Annotated in this window: 18 protein-coding genes; 4 read left to right on the top strand and 14 right to left on the bottom strand. The window is 71.2% G+C overall.

Going from position 1 to position 19,211, the window contains the following annotated elements; all coding sequences use genetic code 11:
- The first annotated feature begins 80 nt into the window (after window positions 1-80).
- On the top strand, window positions 81-1,739 hold the full coding sequence (locus FA582_RS14180) for a delta-60 repeat domain-containing protein (protein ID WP_010147164.1): 1,659 nt from the start codon (window positions 81-83) through the stop codon (window positions 1,737-1,739).
- A gap of 3 nt (window positions 1,740-1,742) precedes the next feature.
- Here the strand turns inward: FA582_RS14180 and FA582_RS14175 are convergent, their stop codons facing one another.
- The 13 genes from FA582_RS14175 to FA582_RS14115 form a co-directional block, all read right to left on the bottom strand.
- Window positions 1,743-3,596: a cell wall-binding repeat-containing protein gene (locus tag FA582_RS14175; RefSeq protein ID WP_158640886.1), complete on the bottom strand. Its 1,854-nt coding sequence runs from the start codon at window positions 3,594-3,596 to the stop codon at window positions 1,743-1,745.
- Between the two features lie 195 nt (window positions 3,597-3,791).
- Window positions 3,792-4,466 (bottom strand): winged helix-turn-helix domain-containing protein, encoded by a 675-nt coding sequence (locus FA582_RS14170; protein WP_010147162.1) that lies wholly within the window; start codon window positions 4,464-4,466, stop codon window positions 3,792-3,794.
- Between the two features lie 145 nt (window positions 4,467-4,611).
- Window positions 4,612-5,808 carry a type III PLP-dependent enzyme domain-containing protein gene (locus FA582_RS14165; protein WP_029540638.1) on the bottom strand — a complete coding sequence of 399 codons (1,197 nt, stop codon included), beginning with the start codon at window positions 5,806-5,808 and terminating at the stop codon, window positions 4,612-4,614.
- On the bottom strand, window positions 5,805-7,040 hold the full coding sequence (locus FA582_RS14160) for a pyridoxal phosphate-dependent aminotransferase (protein ID WP_010147160.1): 1,236 nt from the start codon (window positions 7,038-7,040) through the stop codon (window positions 5,805-5,807). The genes FA582_RS14165 and FA582_RS14160 overlap by 4 nt, the downstream gene beginning before the upstream one ends.
- The gene (locus tag FA582_RS14155; protein ID WP_010147159.1) at window positions 7,037-7,846 is read right to left on the bottom strand and encodes a 2,3,4,5-tetrahydropyridine-2,6-dicarboxylate N-succinyltransferase; all 810 of its coding nucleotides are present in this window, start codon (window positions 7,844-7,846) and stop codon (window positions 7,037-7,039) included. Before FA582_RS14155 ends, FA582_RS14160 begins: the two co-directional genes overlap by 4 nt.
- On the bottom strand, window positions 7,843-8,874 hold the full coding sequence (gene dapA, locus FA582_RS14150) for a 4-hydroxy-tetrahydrodipicolinate synthase (RefSeq protein WP_010147158.1): 1,032 nt from the start codon (window positions 8,872-8,874) through the stop codon (window positions 7,843-7,845). The genes FA582_RS14155 and dapA overlap by 4 nt, the downstream gene beginning before the upstream one ends.
- Window positions 8,871-9,575 carry a 4-hydroxy-tetrahydrodipicolinate reductase gene (locus FA582_RS14145; protein WP_010147157.1) on the bottom strand — a complete coding sequence of 235 codons (705 nt, stop codon included), beginning with the start codon at window positions 9,573-9,575 and terminating at the stop codon, window positions 8,871-8,873. Before FA582_RS14145 ends, dapA begins: the two co-directional genes overlap by 4 nt.
- 350 nt (window positions 9,576-9,925) lie before the next feature.
- A complete protein-coding gene (locus FA582_RS14140) occupies window positions 9,926-10,603 on the bottom strand; it encodes a response regulator transcription factor (RefSeq protein ID WP_010147060.1) in 678 nt (225 codons plus the stop codon).
- Window positions 10,600-11,904 carry a sensor histidine kinase gene (locus FA582_RS14135; protein WP_010147059.1) on the bottom strand — a complete coding sequence of 435 codons (1,305 nt, stop codon included), beginning with the start codon at window positions 11,902-11,904 and terminating at the stop codon, window positions 10,600-10,602. The genes FA582_RS14140 and FA582_RS14135 overlap by 4 nt, the downstream gene beginning before the upstream one ends.
- Before the next feature lie 49 nt (window positions 11,905-11,953).
- The gene (locus FA582_RS14130; protein ID WP_147899852.1) at window positions 11,954-12,190 is read right to left on the bottom strand and encodes a hypothetical protein; all 237 of its coding nucleotides are present in this window, start codon (window positions 12,188-12,190) and stop codon (window positions 11,954-11,956) included.
- 301 nt (window positions 12,191-12,491) lie between these two features.
- A complete protein-coding gene (locus FA582_RS14125; protein ID WP_010147057.1) occupies window positions 12,492-14,066 on the bottom strand; it encodes a carbohydrate-binding domain-containing protein in 1,575 nt (524 codons plus the stop codon).
- A 27-nt stretch (window positions 14,067-14,093) separates the two neighbouring features.
- Window positions 14,094-14,852, bottom strand: coding sequence for a polyphosphate polymerase domain-containing protein (locus FA582_RS14120; protein WP_010147056.1), 759 nt, complete (start codon window positions 14,850-14,852; stop codon window positions 14,094-14,096).
- Window positions 14,849-15,466, bottom strand: a complete 618-nt coding sequence (locus tag FA582_RS14115; protein ID WP_010147055.1) for a DUF4956 domain-containing protein — start codon at window positions 15,464-15,466, stop codon at window positions 14,849-14,851. The genes FA582_RS14120 and FA582_RS14115 overlap by 4 nt, the downstream gene beginning before the upstream one ends.
- A gap of 153 nt (window positions 15,467-15,619) precedes the next feature.
- Between FA582_RS14115 and FA582_RS14110 the strand changes: the two genes are divergently transcribed.
- Window positions 15,620-16,363: an esterase family protein gene (locus FA582_RS14110; protein ID WP_010147054.1), complete on the top strand. Its 744-nt coding sequence runs from the start codon at window positions 15,620-15,622 to the stop codon at window positions 16,361-16,363.
- 50 nt (window positions 16,364-16,413) lie between these two features.
- Here the strand turns inward: FA582_RS14110 and FA582_RS14105 are convergent, their stop codons facing one another.
- On the bottom strand, window positions 16,414-16,869 hold the full coding sequence (locus FA582_RS14105; protein WP_033228726.1) for a DUF3817 domain-containing protein: 456 nt from the start codon (window positions 16,867-16,869) through the stop codon (window positions 16,414-16,416).
- Between the two features lie 86 nt (window positions 16,870-16,955).
- Between FA582_RS14105 and FA582_RS16455 the strand changes: the two genes are divergently transcribed.
- A complete protein-coding gene (locus FA582_RS16455) occupies window positions 16,956-18,197 on the top strand; it encodes an ATP-grasp domain-containing protein (RefSeq protein ID WP_010147052.1) in 1,242 nt (413 codons plus the stop codon).
- 193 nt (window positions 18,198-18,390) lie between these two features.
- Window positions 18,391-19,092: a LamG domain-containing protein gene (locus FA582_RS14095; protein ID WP_141567550.1), complete on the top strand. Its 702-nt coding sequence runs from the start codon at window positions 18,391-18,393 to the stop codon at window positions 19,090-19,092.
- Window positions 19,093-19,211 lie beyond the last annotated feature (119 nt).

Below are 19,211 nucleotides of genomic sequence, written 5' to 3'. Positions count from 1 at the left end.
CGTCCGGATCGCGTCGAGGCATTGACGCCGGTCCTGCGGTAGGCGGACGATAGTGGCACGCGCCTACGAATGGACGGGCCATGGTCGGTCGATGTCGATTCCTCTTCCCCCAGGCGCTCGTCTGCGCCCTCGTCATGCTCCTCATGGTGCCCCCCACCGCGACGGCGGTCTCGCCTTCGCCGGTGCCCGCCGCGTCGTGGCGGGTGAACGGCAAGGTCTCGGCCGTGCTGACGGTCGGTCCGATCGTCTACGTCGGGGGCAATTTCACCACTGCCACCAGCCCGGGAGGCGAGATGGTGGCCCGGCGCAACCTGGCCGCCTTCGACGCCCTCACCGGTGAGCTGCGCCGGGACTTCACCGCTGATGCCGGGGCGACCGTGCAGGCCCTGGCCAGCGACGGTTTGGCGCTCTACGTCGGTGGCCACTTCGGGCGGATCCGTGGTGTGGACCGGGTCAGGCTGGCCAAGGTGAGCCTGGTGAGCGGTGCAGTCGACACGGCCTTCCGGGCCGATGCCAGCGGCGCCGTGCTCGGGCTCGACGTCCGCGACGGCTGGCTGTATGTGGGTGGTGACTTCACCACCGTCGGCGGGGTGACCCGTCAGCGGGTGGCCAAGGTGCTCGCCACCACCGGCGCGGTGGACCCTGCCTTCGTCGGGCGGGCCGATGCCAAGGTCATGTCGGTGGTCAAGCACCCAGTCCAGGACGTGCTGTACCTCTCCGGAAGTTTCACCTCGGCCGGGGGTCTGCCCCGCACCGGGGTGGCCGCCGTGTCCAGCGTCACGGGAACCGCCCACCCTCAGACCTTCCAGTCGAGCGTGCGCCCGATCCTGGATCTGGCCCTCAACGACGACGGTTCGTTGCTCTTCGGTGCCCTGGGAGCAGGATCCAACAGCGCGACCGCGTGGGACGCCGCCACCGGGGTCCGCCGGTGGCGGCAGACCACGATGGGCGACGTCCAGGCGGTCGACCACCACGGTGGACGGGTCTACTTCGGCTTCCACGACGGCTACCAGGACGACACCCGGCTGAAGCTGCTCGTCGCCGACGCCGTCACGGGTGTCGTGGACGACGCCTTCCGGCCGACCTTCAACCACTTCTGGGGGATCTTCGCCATCGACGCCACCGCCACCGGGGTGGTCGCCGGCGGCGAGTTCACCCTGGTGAGCGGCATACCTGCCCAGGGGTTCGTCCGCTTCACCGGCGGCGCGCCACCTCCCCCCACCACCCGACAGACCTACGTCGACGGGTCCAGCGCCCCGTGGACCTACTGGGACAACGGCAACCTGGCAGCGGGCTGGCAGGGGCCGGCCTTCGACGACGGCGGCTGGGCGCAGGGCTCCGCCGAGTTCGGATACGGCGACGGCGACGAGGCCACGGTGGTGTCGTGGGGCCCCTCGGCGTCGGCCAAGCACATCACGACGTACTTCCGCACCCGGTTCACCGTCGACACGGTGCCCGACACCCTCGTGGTGACGATGGTCGTCGACGACGGTGCGGTGGTCCACCTCAACGGCGTCGAGGCCGCGCGCGACAACATGCCGGCCGGCCCCGTCACCGCGACGACCCGGGCCGCGACCAACCGCGACGGTCAGGCCGAGCGCGCCCTGCGCTCCTTCGCCCTCGACCCTGACCTGCTGGTGCCCGGCACCAACACGCTGGCCATCGAGGTCCACCAGTCGTCGTCGTCGTCCTCCGACCTGAGCCTGGACGCAGACCTCGTCGGGTCCTCCACGCCCTAGGGCTTACGGGTTGCGCACCGACTCGCCGTAGGCGTTCCTGGCCTTGGGGTAGGACGACTTCGTCAGGTCGGCCATGATGTCGCCAGGCTTGTCGCGGGAGAAGTAGACCGCACCGGATACGCCGAGGTCATCCATCTTCGGGCGCAGCTTGCTCAGGAAGTCGACGACGTTCTGCTCACCGTGCTGGGTGTCCTTCGCGAACTCGCCGAAGATGATCGGCTGCCCGGCGTACCAGCTCCGGCTGCGCAACCAGGTCAGCTTGGGGGCGGCCATCTCCTCGAACGTCGTGTCCGAGGCGTGGTGGTCGAAGACGTAGGGGTCGAGCGCCAGGATGTCGGGGCGGTTGAGCCCTGAACCGATGGCCTCGATCTTCTTGGTGTCGTGGTAGCCGTACCAGTAGACGAACTTCACGTTCGGAGCCTTGGCCTTCACGCGCTGCTGGAAGCGGTTGTAGGCGCGCACGTAGTCGTCCGTGGTCGTCGCGGAGCCGAACTTGCCCTGGTTGAGCTTGACCTCGAACTCGTGGTCGAAGGTGAACCACACCTCACCCCGCAGATTGCCGAGCTCGGTGGCCCAGTAGTCGATCCAGGGGTCGGCCGCACCCGAGCCGATCTGACGCATGCTGTAGGGCCCGTTCACCGAGGTGACCGTGATGAGGGGGATTGTGCCGCGGTCGATGCGTGCCTTCTCGTAAGACCTGTTGATGGTCCCACCGCCGCGGCCCTGGGCCTGGTAGTAGGTGGACGCCAGGTCGGGCCAGGCGCCGAAGGATTCCCGGAAACGCTCGTCCGGTCGTTCACCTGGAGCGCCGAGGTAACCGCCGAGCAGCGGTCGCCCGCTCGGGTCGGATCCACCGCCTCCCTGGCGCAGCTGCTGCACGACCGCGTCGGAGATGCTGGACACGGTCCCGACAACGACGATGGAGTCGAGCGGGAGACCCGCGAGAGCACCGGCCGTGGAGGAGGGCACCGACGTCGCCCTGGTCAGCAGAAGCGGGCTGTTGGCACGACCTGCCGCTGCGGCGGCGACGAGGGCCTCGGCATACGACAGGCCGGGCCCGACGTAGGCGCGGGACGTCGAGCCGGGGAAGCGGTCGGCTATCTTGGCGGCGGTGGCGTAGCGGTCCACACCACTGATTCTGCTCACCCGCCCCGAGGTCGCGTAGGCCGCCACCTGCTGGGCGACGCTGGAGGACACGACACCGGTGCCGCCCAGGATGACGATCTCCGAGGGGCGAAGGTGCTGCAGGGCCTCGCGGGTGGAGGGATGGAGACTGTCACGCGGGGTTAGCGCCATCGGCACTTCCTGGAAACCCGCGAGGGCCGCGCCGGCCATGGCGTCCGCGTAGCCGAGCCCACCGGCCAGGTAGACCCGGTCCGTGCCGCGGGGGAACTTCTGCGCGAGGTGGGCCGCCGTCACGTAGCGGTTGACGCCGGAGACCCGCTCGACCACGCCTGTCGTGGCATACGAGCGAAGGGCGCCGACCACCGAGTCGGAGACGACGCCGTCACCTCCGACGACGACGATCCGCTCGGGGTCGAGTCGGTTCAGCGCGTCGCGGGTCACTGTGGGCACCGAGGTTTGGCTGACCAGAAGAACCGGGGCATTGATGCCGCCGGCCCGGGTGGCGGCCACCATCTGGTCGGGATAGGCCTGCGCGCTGACGACGAAGACGACGGGCTGGCCCGCGGGGGCCGACTGGGACGCCGCTGCGGCCACCGCGTAGGCGTTGGTGCCGGTGATGCGGGTGACGGAGACCGATGAGGTCGTCTCGTCCTGGGCGACCGAGGGGGCGGCTCCCATGGTGGACAGGGAAAGAAAAATGGCGCTGAAGAGCGCCACCACAAAACGAATCACGAAGTGCTCCGGGGGGACATGAGCGCTGATGGGAAGCCGTGACATTAACAGCGCTCAGGCGCCCTCGGAGGGCCCCTTAAGGAATACTGGACAAACGCTGACCAAGCTTTTCCCTGGGAGCAAGCAAACCGAAAGAATTTCCGTCAGGGGGTTCTCGACCGCTCCTGGCGGTGGTCCCTGGCGGAGGTGCGGGACCTACTCGCGGAGACGGTAGCCGATCCCGCGCACCGAAGAGATGACGTCCGGGGCACCTGCCGCCCGAAGCTTGCTGCGCACCCTGCTGGCGTGTGTCTGCAGGGCACGGTTGCTCAGGGTGTTATGGCCCAGGGCACGGGAGAGGTCGTGGTTGTCGACGACCGACCCACGGCGCAGCGCGATGGTCAGCAGCAGGTCGAACTCCGACTTCGTCAGGGTGACCGGCGAGTTCCCCACGCAGACCGTGCGGCTGCCCGGGGAAAGGGTGACGTTGCCGTCCACCCTGATCTCGTCGGACTCCTCGTGGACCTGCACGGGGGCGCGGCCGAGGAGTCTGAGCCGGGCGCCGAGGCGGCGTGTCGACAGCGGCAGGCGCAGGACGTCCTGCGCGCCGCGGTCGAGCAAGATCGCCTCGAGGTCATCGGTGAGGGTGGGCAGGAGGATCAGCGTGGGCACTCTGGCATCGGCGAGCCACCGCTGCGCCTCGATCAACGGCGGGGACGGGCGTCCGCCCAGCAGGATCGCCGCTGTCGGGCGCTCGCCGCCCAGCAGGTCGCGCAGCGCGGGGAGGGGGACGATCGTGCAGGTGAACCGCGACTCCTCGCAGGCACGCTTCGCGACCGCGACGTCGGGCGGCGCGGCATCGAGCGGGGTGATCCAGAAAGTCTGAGCCACGAACCACCTGCGGGTGAGAGTCTGGCGTCGGAATGCATCCGGCGACGTTGACTAAGTCTTTACTTTTCTTTCAGGGATGTCAATGACCTCGACCAGTCTCGCAGCGACCCGTGGCACTCCGCAGTCCTGTGCTCCCCGGCCGCTCTCACGTCAGCCAGTGTTGCTGAGGCAGCGCGTGGGAGAGGAAGTGGCTCATCGCCTGGGTATAGGCGTAGGCCCCGGTCTGGCCGAAGACCACGACGTCGCCCGGGCGCAGGTCGATCGGCAGGTCGCCGGTGCCGACCCGGTCCAGGGAGGTGCACAGCGGGCCGGCGAGGGTCGTGCTGGCCCGCCGGCTGGTGATGACGCCCTCGCCCGGTCGGATCGCCAGCGTCGGGAAGGACTGCCCGGTCAGCAGGGGACGGAGCAGGTGGTTGATCCCACCCTCGAGCATGACGAAACGCTCGCCGCGGGAGGCCTTGGTGCGGACGACCCGCGCGGCATACACCCCGGTCGGACCGGAGAGCCACCGCCCCGGCTCCAGGAGGAGCTCGCCGGTGAACCAGGGGTGCTCACCGAGGACCCGCCCCAGCCCGGCGCCGAGAGCGCGGATGTCCAGGGTCGCCTCGCTCAGGGCATACCGGATGCCGAGCCCGCCGCCGAGGTCGATGAGGTCGAGCTCGCGGCCGACCAGCTCCTGCAGCCGCTGGCCGATCCGCAGCGCGGTGCGGTGGTTGGCCAGGAGTCGCCCCGCGTCGAGCTCGTTGCTCGCCGAGAAGACCTGCAGCCCGCTGATCTGGACTCGGTCGTAGCGCGCCGCCTCGGCCACGAACTCCTCCAGCACCTCCTCGTCCACCCCGAACGCGCTCGGCCCGCCACCACCGATGATGGTCGCGCCCTCTGACACACCTCCGACCGGGTTGACCCGGACGTTGACTCGCAGCGGCCGCGCGCCGGTGTGCAGGGTGTGCAGCCGGGCGACGTCCTCGATGCCGTCCACCTGGACCCGAGCCCCCGCGAAGAGGGCGGCCTGCAGGTCGCGCTCGGTCTTGGCCGGACCGGCGAAGACCATTCCCTCGCCGGTCCCGCCGGCGGCCAGGGTCGTCGACACCTCGCCCGCGCTCGCGCAGTCGAACCACGCGCCCTGCTCGGCCAGGGTCTCCAGCAGCGGGAGGCCAGGGTTGGACTTCACGGCATAGGCCAGCCGCACCCGGGCCGGCAGCGCCGCCCTCAGCCGCGTGAACCGCTCGCGGGCGGCGGGCAGGTCGTAGGCGAAGAAGGGCCGCTCGTGCCGGGTGGCCAGGTCGTCGAGGGTCGCCTCGTCGAAGGCGAACAGGTCGGTCGTCGCAGCAGTCAAGATCATGCCTTCCACCAGGGCGCCAGGCGCCGGAGTCCTTCCTCGAGCTCGGCGATCGGGCCACCCAGGCTCACCCGGAGGAATCCTGCCCCTCGGGGTCCGAAAGCGGTGCCGGGGATCGTCGTCACGCCACCCTCGTCGCGCAGCCGCAGCGCGAAGGTCTCGGTCGTCGCGGCGTCGGACCGGCCGTGCTCCTCGACGTCGTGGGGCAGGGGCAGCCAGAGGTAGAAGCCGACCCGCCCGGCGGTCCTCGGCAGGGTCGCCGGGTGGCGCTCGCCCACGATCCTCCGCGCAGAACGGCAGAGATGGGGAGCGATCACATCGACCGTCTCCCACCGCGTCCGGATCTCCTCCCGGGCGGCCGGCAGCACCTGCTCAGCCGACTCCAGCAGGGCGAGCGCGGCGGCCTGCGAGAGCCGCGACGGTGCAGTGGTCATGGCGTTGTGCACCAGCCGTGCTGGGGCGAGCACGTCGGGGTCGCCCGTGGCCCAGCCGATGCGCAGCCCCGGGGCGGCGAAGGCCTTGCTCATCGAGCCGAGCGCCACCCCGTTGTCGGTCACCTCGCGTAGGGAAGTGGGGCGCTCGTCGACCCACAGTTCGGCATACACCTCGTCGCTCACGAGCAGCACGTCACGCTCGTCGCAGCGTCGCGCCACCTGCTCCAGCGCGGCGGCGGAGGCCACGCCCCCGGTGGGGTTGGCCGGGTGGTTGAGCACGACGAGCGAGGTATGCGGGTGGGCACCGAGGGCGTCGGCCAGCGCCTCGGCATCGAGGTCGCCGCCGGCGCCGAGCGGGTAGCCGACCGGTGTCGCCCCGCACATCCGCGCCAAGGTGGGGTAGGCGACGAAGCCGGGATCGGGGACCAGCACGACCGATCCGGGCTCGACATAGGCGCTGAACAGCGCGAAGAGCGCCGCCTGGCTGCCGGCCGTGACCATGACCTGGTCGGGGGACAGCCCAGGCGACTGGCCGTGCCCGGCTGTGACCGGGGCCGAGGTGTCCGAGGGAGTGGACCCACCCGCAAGCGCGCCCGCATACCGTCCGATCGCGCGGACCAGCTCGGGGTCGGAGGTGTTGGGGCCGTAGGCCAGCGGCGTCGGACCCGCAGGGGCACCGAGGTCGGGCATCGCCCACCCCGGCTCGCCGAGACCCAGGTTGATCGCGTCCGGCGGGGCGCCGAGCGACATGCGTCGGATCGGTGACAGGCCCTGGCCCGCCACCCTGGTCGCCGTGATCACCGCAGCGACTCCTCGAGGGCCGTGGCCGCGTCGGTGGAGGCGTCGCGGTACTTCACGATCACCGGCGCGTAGAGCGAGAGGCCGAGGACGTCGGCGTAGTCGCCCCGTGCGGGCCGCGACCCGGGGACGACGACGGCGTTCTCCGGCACCTCACCGCGCACCTCACGCTGCTGGACCAGGTCGTAGATCGTAGATCCGGCCGTGAGCGTGACGCCAGGGGCGAGGACGGCTCCACGGCGCACGACGACGCCTTCGTAGAGCCCGCACTGCGCCCCGACGAAGACCCCGTCCTCGACGACGACCGGCCGGGCACCGACCGGCTCCAGCACGCCACCGAGCTGCACCGCGGTCGACAGGTGGACGCCCGAGCCGACCTGCGCGCAGGAGCCGACGAGCACGTGGCTGTCGATCATCGAGCCGGCGCCGACATACCCCCCGACGTTGACGTAGCTCGGGGGCATGACGACCACGCCGGGGGCGAGGTGGGTGCCACGTCGGAGGGAGGTGCCGCCCGGTACGAGGCGTATGCCGTCGCTCGCGGTGATCCGGCGCGCGGGCACGAGCGACTTGTCGACGCTGCCGCCGGGCCAGTCGATCTCGACGGTCTCGCTCAGCCGGAAGGCGGTGAGGATTCCGCGCTTGACCCAGCCGTGGGCCGTCCATCGGCCCTGCTCGTCGCGGCTGGCGGCCCGCACCGTGCCCTCCTCGAGCGCGGTGAGCAGCTGCTCGACGTCCGCGACGGTGGGGTCACCACCGTCGGAGAAGACAGCCTCGAGCTCGTGCGGCGTCGTGGTTACGGTGCTCACGAGGCGAGGGCGGCGGCGTCGTGGGGCACCGCGAGCTGGGTCGGCAGCTGGCCGATCCGGGCTCCGCGGGCACTGCGGCGGGCGGACTGCACCCCCGCGAGGGCGCCCTGGACCCGGGTCCAGGTGTCCGGCTCGGCGGGGGAGAGGGGGAGGCGGACGTGGGCGGTGGCCAGGCCCAGGCAGGCGAGCGCCGCCTTGACCGGTACCGGGTTCGTCTCGGCGAACATCGCGTCCATGAGCGGTGCGAGCACGGCGTTGATCTCCCGCGCGAGGCCCAGGTCGCTGGCCAGGGCGGCGTGGACCAGACGGCGGGTCTCGACCGGAGCGACATTGGCGCAGACCGAGACCAGGCCTTGCGCGCCGACGGCGATCCCGGCCAGCGCGAGGTCGTCGTCACCAGCCAGCACCGCACGACCCCGAGGGGCCTCCTGGCACAGCTGCGCGAGCTGGCGCAGGTCGCCCGAGCTCTCCTTGACCGCCACGACCTGGTCGATCTCCCAGAGCTGGCGCATCGCGTCCGGGGTGATGTTGCACCCGGTGCGGCCCGGCACGTTGTAGGCGATGACCGGCAGCCCGGCCGCCGCCTCGGCGACCGCGCGGTAGTGCGCGACCAGCCCACTGACCTGCGGCTTGTTGTAGAACGGCGTCACCACGAGCACGGCGTCCGCGCCGGCTGCGGCGGCCTGCGCGGCGAGCTCGCAGGTGCGCTCGGTGTCGTTGTGACCGACACCGACGACGACGGGGGTGCCGCGGACCGGGCCGTCGCCGCGGCTGAGCTCGACCGCCTGGCGCACGAGGGCGTGCCGCTCGGTGTCCGAGACCGTGGCGGCCTCACCGGTCGAGCCCAGCACCACGAGCCAGTCCACGCCGAGACCGTCGGCCAGCACGTGCTCCACCAGGCGCCCGAAGGCGGCGTGGTCGACGGCGGGCTTTCGTGCCCCACCCACGGCGTCGGTCCCGGTGGTGAACGGCGTCGCGAGGGCGACGCCGAGGCCGGTGAACGGTGCGGCGGTGAGGCTGGTGCTCATGCTGTCTCCTTCAGGTGGTCCTCGGCGAGGTCGTCGAGGGTGTACAGGCCCGGGGCGGGCCGGGTGGTGAGCCAGGTGGCTGCGGTGAGCGCACCGGCGGCGAAGAGGTCACGGTCGTGCGCGGTATGCCGGACCGTGATCGTCTCCAGGGCGGTGGCGACGGTGACCTCGTGGTCGCCGATGACCTCGCCCAGACGGAGGCTGGTGGTCTGCACGTCCTCCGGGTGGCGGGCTGCGCCGACGGAGAGGGCGTCCCGCAGCGCGAGTGCGGTGCCGCTGGGCGCGTCGATCTTGTGGCGGTGGTGCGTCTCGGTGACCGCGAGGTCGACCGCGACGCCGTCGCGGTCCGTGGCGGCGGCATACCCGCCGAGCAGGAGGCTCAGCCGACGTGCCAGGGCGACGCCGAGGGAGAAGTTGGGGGCCACGAGGACACGGATTCCGTGGTCGCCGTCCGCGAGGAGCGCCGGGTCCCAGCCCGTGGCGCCGATGACCAGGTCGGTGCCGGTGCGGCGGGCCCAGGTGAGGTGCTGGGCGACGGCCGGTCCGGTGCTGACGTCAATGACGACGTCGACCTGTTCGAGGTCGCTCGCCGCTTCCCGACCGACGGCCCAGCGGAGGTCCACGTCGTCGCGGGCGTCGGCGAGCCGCCGGATCGCCGAGCCGAGGCGTCCGGTGCCGAAGAGTCCGAGGGAAGTGGGCACCAGAGGAGTATGTCGTCGCCTCCGCGCCGTCGCAAAGCGTGTTTTCGCAGGTCAGGTTGCATTTCCTGCCAAGGCGCCTCGCCGCCGGACGATGTCCTGCCCCGGGTCCTCGCCGCCTCCGGGTCCTCCCGTCGGCCCGCTCAAAGTCGGTATACCCACCGGGCGTCGCGAATGGTTGCTCTGCCACCCACCGGGCGTCGCGAATGGTTGCTCTGCCACCCACCGGGCGTCGGGAATGGTTGCCCTGCCCCAACCATCTGCGGCGCTCGGTGGGAAGAGGGAGCGCGGCCCAACCATCTGCGGCGCTCGGTCGGAGGGCAGGGCCGGTCGGGAGGGGTGGAAGAGGAAGATCAGGGCTGGACGAGGCCGGTCTTGTAGGCCAGCGCGACCAGCTGCGCTCGCTCGGAGCTCCCGGTCTTCATGAGCAGTCGCGAGATGTGCGTCTTGACCGTCGCCTCGGAGACGAAGAGCATGCCCGCGAGGTCCTGGTTGGACGGTGCATCACCCATGAGGGTCAGCACCTCGAGCTCACGGGGAGAGAGCATCTCCAGGCTGGGCCGACCGCTGGCGTCGCGGGGAGCGGTCTCGCGCAGGGTCTCGATGACCTTGCCGGCCACCGTGGGGTCGATCCATGAGCCGCCGTCGGCGACGCGCCGGACGGCGTCGCCGAGCCGGGTCGGGGCAGCGTCCTTGAGCATGTAGCCCGATGCCCCGGCCCGCAGGGCGCCGTAGAGCGCATCGTCGTGGTCGAAGGTGGTGAGCACGAGCACGGTCGTCACGCCCTCGGCCTCACCCCTGCTCTCGGGGTGATCGCTCGTGATGATCCGGGTCGCCTCGATGCCGTCCATGCGCGGCATCCGGATGTCCATGACCACCACGTCGGGCCGCTCGCGCCGCACGGCCGCGACCGCCTCGTGACCGTCGGCTGCGAGGGCGACGACCTCGAGGTCGCTCTCGGCGGCGAGCAGCATGGACAGGCCGTCGCGCACCTGCTCCTGGTCGTCGGCGATGACGACTCGGATGGTCACGGTCTCCCCGGCGTCGGCGCCGGGTGCGTCGCAGATCCCGTCGGAGGACGGGCGGGCAGGACCGCGGTGCTGACGAACTCCTCGCCGGCCCAGCCCGCCTCGAAGCTGCCGCCCACGAGACCGACCCGTTCCCGCAGCCCCCGCAGGCCGGTGCCGCTGCTGGGGATGCCCGGCCGCGCTGCGTCGCGGCTGCCCCGACAGCGCACCTGGACCTGCACCTCCTCGCCGTGCCAGGCGACGTAGAGGTCGACGAGCGCGCCGCGCCCGGCGTGCTTGAGCGCGTTGGTCAACGACTCCTGGACGACGCGGTAGGCCGCGGCCCCCACCGACGGGTCGACCTCGCGCGGGGTGCCGCTGTGGTGCGTCTCGACGATGAGGCCGCTGCTTCGTGGCACGGAGAGCAGGTCCTCCAGATCATCCATCCCCGGCTGCACGCTGGACTCCCGGTCGAGGTCGAGGCTGCTGCCGCCGGGATCGGCGGCCACCTCGCCGCGCAGCACCCCGAGGAGGCGGTGCAGCTCACGCATGCTCTGGGCGCCGGTGGTCTCGATGGTGCCGAGGGAGCGCATCACGGTCCCCACCCGTGCGTCGTCGGGGTGGTCGCGGCCCACCGATGCCGCCATCGCCCGGGCGCCGGCGGCCTGCATCATCATGGCGCTGACGGAGTGGGCGACGATGTCGTGCAGCTCGCGCGCGATGCGTTGCCGCTCCGCGTGCGCGGCCTCCTCCGCCGTGCTGTCGATCGTGTCGTGCAGGGCGGTGGCGCGCCGATGGGCGTAGCGCTCGACCGTCCCCGCCGCCCAGGCCGCGAACACCAGCGCCGCGAAGAAGGTTGCCGTGGACAGGTACTCGCCGAGCCCGTAGGTGGAGAAGGACTTCGCGACGTTGCGCATGATGAGGGGCACGAGGACCAGACCCAGTCCCAACGAACCCCACCAGCGCAGGAGGCCGCCGCGACGGGCCGCTGCATGGATGGCGACGAGCAGGCAGAAGATCGGCTGGCCATACTCCAACCCGAGGGTGAGACCGACGCTGATCCCCCACACCCCGAGGAAGGCCACCACGGGGAAGCGGTAGCGCACCACCAGCAGCGCACCCATGAGGAGCACGAGCGCGACCACCAGCCAGATCGGTGCAACCCCGCGGCCTCCCACCAGGAACGGCTCGTCGATGAAGATCCCGGTCGTGCCGAGGTCGAAGATCGTGGCCATGACGATGGCGAGCACCCCCAGGCCCCGGATGAGCAGGCGCCACCGCGGACCGTCGGAGATGTCCGGAGAGCCGGAGGTCGGGGTCGTCACGGGTGCCCCCTCTCGTCGTCGGGCCGGTGCTGCGGGTAAGGGATCCAACCTAGTCGCAGAGCCGGGGGAACTTCCGGCAGAGCCAGTTGTCGATGCCGGCGAGCTGGGGGGCCAGGGACGCCACCTGGGTGTGCGAGGCCGACGATCCGCTCCCCGACCGAGCGCCCGAGCTGCGTGCGGACACCCTGCCGGAGGCGCCCTCGGCCAGCTTCAGGGCCACGTCACCGCTGCCGTCCTCGGACGGGAGCACCTCGACGACGGCGATGGTCCTCGGCGCAGCGAGCACCTGCTGACCATCACGCACGGTCTGAGGTCCCGCGGTGGTGGTGTCGTGCTCGCCCCTGCCGCCCCCTGCTGCGACAGGGACGAGCACGACATGCAGAGGGAGAGAGGGCGTGGGCTCCCTGACACCCAGCCGCATCACAGCGCACTCGGGGGTGACCAGCTCGGCCTGACCCAGGGTCCGACCAGAGTGTCCCTCTGCATCACCCGCCACGACGCGCACGTGTTCTCTGAACTGCACGGGCCCCAGTCTGGTGGGGTGCACCAGACCGGGGCATCATCCCGCAGACGGATATCGGACCCGCTCAGGGGCGCGGGCCTCCCCTACCACCGAGGGAGTACTCCCCGGCGATGGCGGTGGCGAGGGTGGTGGAGCCGGAGCTGACGGTATACGTCTCTCCCGCCACGAGGTCTGCGCTCGAGAGCACGAGGGACGCGGTGTCCCGGCCCACCTCGATCTCGGCGACGACCTCGCCGTCGGCGTCGGTCACGGTGAGCGTGCTGCCCGCCGTGGCGCTGCCGCTCAGCGCCGTGGCCAGGGAGGTCTGCTCGCCCGCCGTGGACGGCGCCATGAGCATGCCCGCGCTGCCGACCGCGAGGAGGTCACCGCCGGAGACGAGGAAGTCGCCGTCGACGTCGAGCGCCCCGTTGCCGTCCATCGTCGGGCCGTTGACGACGACCGTGCCCCCGGTCATGGTGACCGTCCCGTTGGAGTCGAGGCCATCACCCTCGGAGGTGAGGGTGAGCTCACCGCCGCTGATCTCCACCGACGGCGTGGTCGTGTCCGACGCGGCGTTGAGGGCGTCGTCGCTCGCGGTGACGTCGGTCGTGCCGCCCTCGACGAGGATCCGGGCCGACTCCAGACCCTCCAGCGACTGGGTCACGGTGAGCTGGCCGCCGACCAGGTCGATGGCGTTCTCACCCTTCACCGCGTCGTCGCCCGCGGCGACGGTGATCTCGGTGGTCTCCCCCGAGACGGCGATGATCCCGGTGCCCTCCTCGGTGTTGTCCGACGTCAGGCCGTCACCGTCGGCGGTGACGGTGAGGGTGCCGCCCTGGACGGAGAGGAAGTCCTTGCCCCGGATGCCGTCGTCCACCGCGTCGACGGTGAGCTCGCCGGAGAGGATCACCAGGCCGTCCTTGCTCGTGATGCCGTCGCCGCCGTAGCTCTCGACGGTGAGCGCGCCGGTCCCGGCGATGGTGAGGTCGGCGGTGGAGTAGAGCGCGGCGTCGGGGGCGTCGACCTCCTCACCCGTCTCCTCGTCGACGACCGCCTCCGTCTGGGCATAGGTCGCGGGATCGGTGAGGGAGTTCTCGGACCCGTCGGCGAGGACGACGGTGGCGTCTTCGGCCGCGCTGATGAGGAGGGCCGAGCCCAGCGAGCTGGTCACCTCGACACCGTCGAGCACGACGGTGACGTCCTCCTCCTCGGGCACGTCCAGGACGACCTGGCCGTCGGTCAGGGTCCCGGAGAGGACGTAGGTGCCGGCCTCGGCGATCGTCACCAGGTCGGTCCCCTCTTCGGTGCTGCTCACCTCGACGCCGCTCCCGGCGCTGCTGCTGCCGCCGTCGTCGGCCAGCTCGACCGACACCGCGCTCGCCGCGTCGTAGTCGGCCTCGTCGCCGTCGGCGTGAGTGGTGAGGCCGACGGTGCCGATCGCCTTCTCGGTGTCCTCGCCGGCGTCCTCGGACGCCTCGGCGCTCTCCTCGGTCGTGGCAGTGCTGTCCTCGGTCGAGCCCTCGATGTCGGAGGTGCTCGTGCTGACGGTGCTGCCGGCGGCGGTGCTGCCGGTGGTCCCCTGGACGCCGCAGCCGGCGATCAGGGCGGCGACGGCGAGGCTGGCGGCGGTGGTGCGCAGGCGGGTGCGGGTGGTGCTCATGGTGGTTCTCCTTCGGTGGGTGGTGGGTCAGGCGGCCAGCGAGCCGGTGGTCGTGAGCAGGCGGTGCCAGCGGTGCGCGGGCAGGGTCGGGTCGAGCAGGGCCAGGCCGGTGGCGAACTTGCTGATCCGCACCGGCCGGTGGCCGGCGGCCCAGAGCGCGCGGTCCAGCGAGGTCGGGGTGGACCCGCCTTTGGACTCGACGATGGCGACGCCCTCGGGCGCCAGCTCGGTGCCGTCCGGCGAGGTCCAGCGCAGCCGGGTGTCGATGGTGGCGCGGGCACCATCGGCGAGCGCGAGCGTGCTCCGGCGGTATGCCGTGTCGAGCGCGGGTGCCGCGTCCCACCCGTCCCGGGGCAGCGGCACCCCCTGGTCGCGCAGTGTGTGCTCCACGAAGCCGGCCGCGTCCGCGGTGAGGGCTGACGGCATACCGACGGGGTGGGGCTGGCGCGCCTTGACCGTGGTGCCGCGCGGACCGCGGGTCTTGACCTCGAGCCAGCAGGTCCCGGTGTCGAGGTAGGAGCGGGTGCGGACCTTCCAGCGACGGCGGCGCGCGGTGGCGGCGAGGCGGTAGCTCTGCCGGTCGTCGGTGTCGAAGTAGGTCGAGGCGTAGTCGAACCGGCGCAGGCCCTCGATCTCCAGGACGCGCGTCCCGGCGGGCAGGTCCGTGAGGGCGGCGTCGACCTGGGCGGTGGTGAGGAGGTACTTGCGGTCCACCCGGGTGAGCAGGGCCGACTCGGCCACCAGGTCCGTCAGGGAGATGGGGGAGAGGCTGGCTAGCGGGCTCATCGGGCGACCGCCTCGCGGGTCACGGAGGCGCCGGCCGGGGCCTGCACCGTCGGCGAGGTCCTGCCGGACACCCGCCAGCCGACCTCGACCTGCGTGCTGTCGTCGACCAGGTCCAGGCGCACCGTGCGGGCGGTGACGACCTCGCCGCCGAGCAGCGCCCGCAGCCGGTCGCGCAGCTCGTCGGGGTCGGTGACCGCCCGGTCGAGCACGACCAGCTGCTGCAGCAGCTCCTCCTGCGGCCCGGCGACCCTCGGGTGGTCGCCGACCGCGAGGGCGAGCACGACGAGCGCCATGAGGCCGATGCCGACAGCGAGGCTGGTCACCCCGATGCCACCGAGCAGACCCAGGGTGAGCGCGGCGAAGTAGTAGGCGATCTCGCGCTGGCTGAGCTCGCTGGAGCGCAGCCGGATGATCGACAGGACGCCGAAGAGCCCGAGCCCCAGACCGACCGTCGCGGCCGAGGAGGTGAGGGCCATGCTGACGGCCAGCACCCCCACGTTGACCCCGAGGAAGGCCGGGACCAGCTCGGTGCGTCGGTGCCGGGGCAGGTAGATCGCGAAGGTCAGCAGGACGATCGCGAGCAGGTCGACGGCGGGCAGGATCAGGGCGTTCATGGGTGCTCCTCGGGGGCGGTGTCCGGTGGTGTGAGTCCATTCCGCAGCCCGGGGCTATGTGCCTGCTGTGAACCGCCGGTGCGCGATGTATGAGGTGTGGCAGGCTGGCCTTCACGTCGGGTCAGGACGAGGCCCGGGCAGCGAAGGAGAGCCATGGAGCGCGAGCAGGTCGACCTCGACACCGAGGGTGTGGGACGCGGAGCGGTCATCCGCTACGGCCACTTCGGGCGGCCGGTGCTGGTCTTCCCGTCCGAGGCCGGGCGGGCCTGGGACTTCGAGAACAACGGCATGCTCGACGGCATCGCCCACCTGCTCGAGGAGGGACGCGTCAAGCTCTACTGCGTCGACTCCTTCGACCACCTGACGTGGAGCGACAACAGCCTGCCCACGGAGGAGCGGGCGCGTCGCCACGGCGGCTACGAGCACTGGATCCTGGAGACGGTGGTGCCGCTCATCGACCAGGACTCACCGGGGCACCAGAGCATCGTCACCGTGGGGGCCAGCATGGGTGGCTTCCACGCGGTCAACTTCGCGCTCAAACGGCCCGACATCTTCGGGGTGGGCATCAGCCTGTCGGGCAACTTCGACCCCAGCTCTTGGCACGGGTGGGGCGAGCTGGGGGAGGCGACCTACTTCAGCAACCCGACCGCCTACGTCGCCGGGATGGGGGGCGAGCACCTGCAGTGGGTGCGCGAGCACGCCACCATCCTGCTCGTCGCGGGCCAGGGGGCCTTCGAGGTGCACCCGACCCAGTCGCTGCCCGGGGCGCACCGGATGGCGGGGATCCTCGCGGACAAGGGCATCCCGCACGAGTTCGACCTGTGGGGCCACGACAGCGCCCACGACTGGCCGTGGTGGCGCAAGCAGCTCGCGCACCACCTGCCGCGCTTCTGCTGAGGCCCGTGCATCCACCTCGCCGGTGGCGTTGACCGGGCTTGGCGGCGCCGTCAGCCGACCGGCGGCCCCAGCCGGAGCAGTACGGCGAAGACCACCGCCACCGCGACCAGGGCGACGACCGCCCACACCACCGGCCGCCGCAGGACGGCGTGCAGCGCCCGCTCCGGGGCGCTGCGGGCCGCGCCCGCCTCCCGCAGCCGCCAGCGGTCGCCCGCCTGCCCGGTCCGGCGGACCGAGCGCTCGAAAAGGATGGTGAGGAACGGCGGCACCGCGCTGAAGAGCCCGAGCAGGAGCGTCGTGGCCCGCCACCGCTGGTCCACGGCGACCACCACGACGACGACGCAGTAGGCGAGGAAGACGAACCCGTGGATGGGTCCGGCGATGCTCACCCCCAGGTCCGTGGTGCGGGTGAGGTACTTCAACGCCATACCGATGAGCAGCAGCGACCACGTCACCGCCTCGGCGTCGGCGAGCAGGCGGAGCAGTCGGCCGGGTCCGGGAGCCATCACCTCGCCAGTGTCGCTCAGGGACTCCCCGACGCACGCACCGGCCATCGCTGACGGGAGCGGCTCGAAGCGCTAACGTTCCGCCCATGGCCAACGACGTGCGCACGCATCTGATCGGTCTGCTGCTCGGTGCGGAGGAGGACTGGCCGCGTGCCTTCGAGTCCGTCCTGTCCCAGGTGGGACCGGTGGAGGCCGACGGGGTGACCCATTCGGTCAGCAGCGAGCGGGTGCGGATCCACCCGTTCGACCTCACCGACCCGGTCCGGCACGGTCTGGTCATCGACCGGCTCGCCTACTGGTACTACCACCCGCGTGAGTGGCTGAAGAAGGCGTCGCTCATGAACGACACCTACCTGCTCAACAGCCCCTTCACGTTCCAGTCGATGGAGAAGCACAGCGCCTACGTCGCGATGCTGCGCCTCGGGATGAAGATCCCCAAGACCGTGCTCGTGCCCTACAAGAACCCGGTCGACAACGTCCGGTGGGCCTACACCTCGAGCAAGTACAACGACCCCTTCGACCTGGAGACCATCGCCGCCGACATCGGCTACCCGCTGTTCATGAAGCCGTTCGACGGTGGCGGCTGGCGCGGGGTCTCCAAGGTCAAGGACGTCGAGGGACTGCACCAGGCCTACGACGAGTCCGGCAACATGCTCATGCACCTGCAGGCGACGGTCGACTACGACAAGTTCGCGCGGGCGCTGACGATCGGCCCCGAGACCATGGTCATGGACTTCCGTCCGGACGAGCCGATGCACAACCGGTATGCCGTCACCCACGACTTCCTCTCCCCGCAGGCCGGGTGGGAGGCCGAGACGGTCTCCAAGGTGGTCAACGCCTTCTTCGGCTGGGAGTTCAACTCCGCCGAGATGCTCGTCGCCGGCGACGAGGTCTACCCGATCGACTACGCCAACGCCTGCCCGGACGTCGCGATCACCTCGCTGCACTACTACTTCCCCTGGGCCATCACCGCCCTGGCCCGGTGGTCGACCTACTGCCTGGTCACCGGGCGCAAGTCGGCGATCGGCGTGCGCAACCCGCGCGACTACTTCGCCATCGGCGACGACCCGGACCGCACCTACCTCGAGAAGATGCAGGCCTACCGTGAGCTCGCGGACGCCGAGTTCGAGACCGACCGCTACTGGGAGTGGTGCGACCAGCACCTGCCGCACCTGCCCGAGCGGGTCCTGGAATGGGTGGGCTCCCCGGACTTCGACACGCTCCTCGTCGACACCGTGCGCGGCCACTTCCCCGAGCACGAGCACGAGAAGTTCATCGCGCACTTCCGGGGGCTCACCGGGATGTGGGTGACCGACCAGCGGGCCTGAGTCCGCGGCGCGAGCAGCGATCCCGTCGTTCGGCGAGCGGAGCGGTCGGGCGTGGCTTACTCTTCTGCTGTTCCCGCACGAGGGGAGGGCCACCGTGACGGCTCGCCATGCATTGATCGGATCCACTGCCATCCTCGCAGTCGTCCTCGCCGCCACCGGCGCGACGGCTGTCGAGCCACCCCCGGGGTCGGAGGTGTCCCTGCACGTCGGGGGCGACCAGACCAGGGGGACCGACCTCACCAGATTGGTCAACACGGGCGCGCTGCCGGTCAGCGCTGACGTGGCCTCGGTCTACGGCGGCGACGCGTCCGTCGAGCTGGACCGTTTCGGCGATACCGCGGTCCGTCTGCCCGCCCTCGCCTCGGGATGGTCAGCACCGCGGGCCGTGATCCGGGTGCGGCACCAGGCGCAGTCCGGTGACCCGCTCTCCCCAGGCTCGCGGGGCTTCCAGTTCGGCGCGATGTTCAAGAAGGACGAGCGGTCCGCGGGCACCACGACGGACAACGGTGACAATCTCGTGCAGCGGGGCCTCGCCTCCGACCCCTCGCAGTACAAGCTCGAGGTCGACGGAGGGCGTGTCGCGTGCCGGGTCAAGGGTGACGCCGGTGCGGTGACCGTCCGCTCCTCCGTGCCGATCTACTGGCACCGGTGGTACTCCGCGGTCTGCGCGCGCAGTGGCTCCACCGTGACCGTGACCGTGACGGAGCACCTGGCGGACACCAACAGGGTCACCCGCAGCAGCGCCTCGGGCTCGATCGGGACGCTGCGCTGGTCCAAGCCCAAAACACCGATGTCCGTCGGCGGCAAGCTGGCGGCAGACGGGTCGATCATCCGCTCGGCCACGGACCAGTTCAACGGGATCATCAGTGATCCCTTCCTCGACATCAGCAGCTGACGCGGCCCGCCGTGGGCTGTTCGACGCCTGTGGCTGACGTGACGAATGTGGCGCAGCACGACCGCGCCTGAGGCAGAGGACGACATTTTCTCAAGGGTGAGAACGACGACCTGAGCGCA

The sequence above is a fragment of the Serinicoccus profundi genome (genome assembly GCF_008001015.1).
GTDB lineage: Bacteria > Actinomycetota > Actinomycetes > Actinomycetales > Dermatophilaceae > Ornithinicoccus > Ornithinicoccus profundi.
This window is presented reverse-complemented; position numbering and strand designations above follow the sequence as displayed.